Raw genomic sequence first — 4,711 nt, forward strand, 5'->3', positions numbered from 1 at the left:
GGATCGCGCCTCATCACACCAGCCCGCCGATCGATCCGGAGGAGTTCGCGGCATTCTGCGGCGATATGGTCCGCCGGTACGCAGCCGGCGGAACGACCGCCGAGGCTGAAGCGCCCGTGAGCGACCTCCGCGACCAGTGGCATACGATGACCCGCACGGGCAGAAGCCCGCGTCTCGCCAGCCACCTCCCCGAGCCCTTCCTCGAAATATCGCCGCGGGACGCGCTTCGAGCCGGACTGACCGATGGCGGCTTCGCGCGCGTGTCGAGCGACCACGGCGAGGCGGTGCTGCGCGTGCGGTTCGACCCGACCGCGCGCGACGGCGCCGTCTTCGCCCCGATCCACTGGACGGGCGAGACCTCATCCGGCGCGCGGATCGCCGCCCTGGTCCACGCCGCGACTGACCCGCTCTCCGGCCAGCCCGACGCCAAGGCGACCGCCGTGGTGGCCGCGCCGGTCGTCTTCGCCCGACAGGGCTTTGCGCTGACCGGCGGCGCGCTCGGCGTTCTGGATGAAGGCGCCTGGTGGGCTCGCGCGGCGGCGCCTCACGGCGTCAGCCTGCTCTTCGCCACCAACGCCGCCGTCACGCTCGAAGACGTGTTCCCGGATCTCCGGCGGAGCGACGAGATTGTCGACTTCGTCGACGCCGCCCGCGGGACCTATCGGGCGGGGGCGTTTCGCGAGGGGCTGCTGCGGGCGGCCTTGTTCGTGGGACCTGGATCGCAGGCGGGCGCGTGGAGCTTCCTTCGGGGAAAGCTCGGGACCAGGCTGACCGAAGGGGAGATCCGGGGCCTGCTTCTGGCCGGCCGCGCCCGCGGCGGCGCGGACTGCGGCCCGCTGGTCTGCGCCTGCCACGGCGTCTCCCGCGGGGCGATCGAGGACGCGCTGCGCGCCGGCGCGAACGACCCCGCCGCCGTTGGAAGCATGACCAGGGCCGGAACGAACTGCGGCTCCTGCCTTCCGGAGATCCGCCGGATGGTCGCCGCGACGCCGATCAGAACAAGCGTCCCGGCGTAAGCTCCTTCGCCTGACAGCTCAGGCCGGGAAGGCGAGCACGATCCGGGTGCCGCGGTGGGCGGAATCCCGCTCGACACGGGACTGGATCGTCGCGGCCATCGTGCGGACGATCTTCTGGCCGAGCCCGGTGCCCTTCGGCGCGGCGTCCTCGGCCATGCCGACGCCGTCATCCTCGACGCTGAGCGCCAGGATCGCGCCCGCACGCGCGAGCCTCACGCGCACCTCGCCTTCGACGCCCTTCGGATAGGCGTATTTGAACGCGTTGGTGACGAGCTCCGTCACGATCACGCCGAGCGAGACCGCGCGGTCCGTGGCCATCTTCATCGGCTCCACCGCAAGCGCGATGCGGTGCGGCCGGTCGCTGGTGCGCAGCGAGCTCTCGAGCTCTTCCGCGAGCCCCGTCAGATACTCGTCCATGTCGACCGAGCGGACGTCGTGCGAGGTGTAGAGGCGGCGATGAATCTGCGCGATCGCGAGGATCCGCGCCTCGGTCTCGCGCATCATGTCGCGCGCCGGCCCGTCCGGCAGCGAAGAGGACTGCAGATGCACGAAGGCCGAGACGAGCTGCAGGCTGTTGCCGACGCGGTGGTTGACCTCGCGCAGCAGCGTCTCGGCGCGGTCGCGCGCCTCGACCATGGCGCGCTCGGCGGCTTCCTTCTGCCGCCGCACCTCGACCTGCTCGATGGCCTGCGTGATCGCGGCGCGCAGCAAGGCCAGGAATTCGCCAGCCACGTCCTTGATGACGTAGTCGGAAGCCCCGGCCTTGAGGGCCGCGACCGCGACGCGGCCGTCGTCCGTGCCGGTGACGTAGATCACGGGCGGCCGCTCGGGCAGCGCCTTGATCGCCGGAAGCAGATCGAGGCCGGTCTCGCCGGCCAGGAAATGGTCGAGCGCGACGACGTCGAAACGCTCCTCGCCCAGCAGGCGCAGCCCCTCGCCGCAGGTCGCGACCGCCGTCACGGCGTAGCCGGCCCGCGCCAGATCCCGCGAGACGAGACGACGCAGCGCCTCGTCGTCCTCGATGTAGAGGATCTTGCGCGCGACCTCGGACGGGCCTTCGCTCATGCGTCGGGGACCTGCATCACCGACAGGAACAGGCCGAGCTGGCGGATCGCGGTGGCGAAGGTGTCGTAGTCGACCGGCTTGGTGATGTAGACGTTGCAGCCGAGATCGTAGCAGCGCTGGATCTCGACCTTGTCGTCGGTGGTGGTCAGCACGATCACCGGCGCGCGCTTCAGCCGGTCGTGGTGCTTGAGGATCGTCAGGATGTCGATCCCGGTCATGTCCGGCAGGTTCAGGTCGAGCAGGATCAGCAGCGGGCCGTTCGCGGTGGTCTCGGCGGACTGCAGGAACTGCAGCGCGGACGTGCCGTCGGCGAAGTGGCGGATCTCATTGTTGACGCCCGCGCGGCGGACGTTCTTCTCGATCAGGCGTGCGTGTCCCTGATCGTCCTCGATCATGACGATCACGACCGGACGTTGGTTGCTGGTGTTCATGCTGCGGCCTGCGTCTCGGTTTGCGGCCGCAGAACGGCCGGGAAGGTCAGATGGAAGGTCGAGCCCTTGCCGGGCTCGGAAATCAGGCTGATCGTGCCCCCCAGCCTGCGCACGCTGGCGCGCACGAAGGCGAGGCCCAGGCCTTCCCCGGGCTTGTCCTGCGCGCCGGCGCGGCGGAAGAGCTCGAACACGCGTTCATGGTCCTTGGCGTCGATGCCGCGTCCATTGTCCTCGATCGTGTACTCGACCTGCGGGCCGACCCGCCGCCCCCGGATCTCGATCCGGCCGGGCCGCGCCGGGTCGAGATACTTCACGGCGTTCTCTATCAGGTTTTGGAAGATCTGCTCCAACGACAGCCGGTCGGTGACGAGCGCGGGCATTGCGGGGTCGACGACGATCTCGGCGCCCACGGCGGCCGTCTGCTGATGCAGCGTCGCGGCGATCGCGTTCGCCATGTCGGTGACCGAGACGCTCTCCGGCGTCACCACGCGCCGGCCCTCGCGCGACAGCCGCAGGATGGCGTTGATCAGCCGATCCATCTTGGCGGTCGAGGTGCGGATGAAGCTGATCGCCTCCGGCAGGTCGACCTCGACGGCCTCGCGGGCCTCTGGCCGGATCTTGTCCGGCACGCTTTCGGTCAGTTCGTCCAGCTGCTCCTTCAGCACGCCGCGCGCGGCGTCCAGTTCGCTCGTGAAGCCCATCACGTTGACCAGCGGCGCCCGCAGGTCGTGGCTGACGATATAGGCGAAGCGCTGGATCTCTCCATTCGCCGCGACCAGCTCGGACGTGCGCTCCGCCACCGCCGCCTCGAGGCGGTGATTGGCCTGCGCCAGCTCCTGTTGCGCGGCCGCGAGCACCCGAGTCTGCCGCCGGACCAGCAGCTGGGCCACGAAGGCGACCGCAGCCGCGATGACCAGGCCGAGCACGACGACGGCGAGCAGCCCGTTCGAGAGACGCGCGGCGTCCTCGGTGCGTTCGGCCAGGGTGGCGTCCTCACGCGCGGTCATCCGGCTGACCAGCTGCCGTATCTGCACCATGGCCTCGCGTCCGCGGTCGGACAGCACGATGGCCTGCGCCTCCGCGCGGCGCCCGCTCGTGCTGAGGCCGACCGTCTCCGCAAGTTCGGCGAACTTGTCCCGGACCGTCGCCCGGACCGTCTCGAAATCCTGACGCTGCGGCCCGTCCGGTCCGATCAGCTCGCCGAGGCGGCGGAAGTGGTCGTCGATCTTCTCCAGGGAGCTGCGGTAGGGCCTCAGGTAGCGGTCTTCGCCCGTCAGCAGGTAGCCGCGCTGTCCCGTCTCGGCGTCCTGCGCGAGACTGAGCGTGCGGACGATCTCGTTCTTGGTCTCGAGCGTGGTCGCGACCTGACGGTTGAAGTCGTCGGATTTGCTGACGAGCCACACCGTCGCGCCGCCGACAGCGACCAGCGCGACGAAGCCGACGATGAGCATCAGGATTTCGTTACGGACGGCGGAGTCCCGCCCAAGCGAGCGCGTCATCGCGCCGTCCCGCCTGCGGCGCGGCGCATTTCCAGGATTTCTGACACTCCGGCTATCAACGCGGCCGCCTTGTTGTTTTGCCGGTAGTCACATGCCGCCTAACGGGGGCGCCGTCCAGCCCTAAATCCGCGCCCCTGAGGGCGACGCCGGTCAATCGGCGATGCGGAGACCGGACGCGGCCTGCCTGTCGAGCGCGCGGCGGCGCAGATCGACCTGCCGCCAGTTGAACGTCATCCGCACGCGGCCGCCCGGCAGCCGCTTCACGCCCGCGATCCTGCGCGGCCCAGCGGCGAACCCGAAGGTCGCGACCGGGACGGTCCCGGTCACCTTGAAGCCGCGCTCGGCGAGCAGCGCCCGCACCCTGACGCAATAGTCGACGGAGCGTTGCGAGTAGCGTGTCTCGCCGTGGCCCGCCCGGTACTTCATGACGGTGGCGCAGATGTCCTGGCCGGTCTTGCGCCAGGCCTGGCTGAGATAACGGACGCCGTAGCGCACGTTCACCGCGGGATCGAACAACGTCGGCAAGGGGCCCTGGAAACCGAGCATCCGGGCGGTCGAGGGCAGCACCTGCATCAGCCCGACCTCGCCCACGGCGCCGACGGCGTTGGGGTCGAAGCCGCTCTCGACCTCGGCGACCGCCTCGGCGACCTCGGGGGGCAGCGCGTTCGCCACGGCCTGCTCCCGGACCATCTTGCGCAGC

General features: G+C 70.2%; 5 protein-coding genes. 1 reads left to right on the forward strand and 4 read right to left on the reverse strand.

From position 1 onward, the window contains the following. Window positions 1–1,016: molybdopterin dinucleotide binding domain-containing protein (locus ACIKT0_RS13100; RefSeq protein WP_407105768.1), on the forward strand; the 1,016-nt coding region annotated here is incomplete at its 5' end. Between the two features lie 18 nt (window positions 1,017–1,034). On the opposite strand, the gene ACIKT0_RS13105 is transcribed toward ACIKT0_RS13100, so the two are convergent. The 4 genes from ACIKT0_RS13105 to ACIKT0_RS13120 form a co-directional block, all read right to left on the reverse strand. Continuing rightward, entirely contained in the window at window positions 1,035–2,081 is a 1,047-nt protein-coding gene (locus ACIKT0_RS13105; RefSeq protein ID WP_407105769.1) for a sensor histidine kinase, read from the reverse strand. Beyond that, window positions 2,078–2,512, reverse strand: a complete 435-nt coding sequence (locus tag ACIKT0_RS13110; protein WP_407105770.1) for a response regulator — start codon at window positions 2,510–2,512, stop codon at window positions 2,078–2,080. Before ACIKT0_RS13110 ends, ACIKT0_RS13105 begins: the two co-directional genes overlap by 4 nt. Continuing rightward, the gene (locus tag ACIKT0_RS13115; RefSeq protein WP_407105771.1) at window positions 2,509–4,011 is read right to left on the reverse strand and encodes a sensor histidine kinase; all 1,503 of its coding nucleotides are present in this window, start codon (window positions 4,009–4,011) and stop codon (window positions 2,509–2,511) included. Before ACIKT0_RS13115 ends, ACIKT0_RS13110 begins: the two co-directional genes overlap by 4 nt. Window positions 4,012–4,161: 150 nt before the next feature. Beyond that, on the reverse strand, window positions 4,162–4,711 hold a 550-nt coding region (locus tag ACIKT0_RS13120; protein WP_407105772.1), incomplete at its 5' end, for a transglycosylase SLT domain-containing protein.

Origin of the sequence: Hansschlegelia beijingensis (assembly GCF_045505405.1) — a bacterium.
Classification (GTDB): Bacteria; Pseudomonadota; Alphaproteobacteria; order Rhizobiales; family Methylopilaceae; genus Methylopila; species Methylopila beijingensis_A.

What these genes read in the sequence shown, in the direction of transcription:
- ACIKT0_RS13105 (WP_407105769.1), bottom strand. Translation starts at nt 2,081, where the DNA reads ATGAGCGAAGGCCCGTCCGAGGTCGCGCGCAAGATCCTCTACATCGAG.
- ACIKT0_RS13110 (WP_407105770.1), bottom strand. Translation starts at nt 2,512, where the DNA reads ATGAACACCAGCAACCAACGTCCGGTCGTGATCGTCATGATCGAGGAC.
- ACIKT0_RS13115 (WP_407105771.1), bottom strand. Translation starts at nt 4,011, where the DNA reads ATGACGCGCTCGCTTGGGCGGGACTCCGCCGTCCGTAACGAAATCCTG.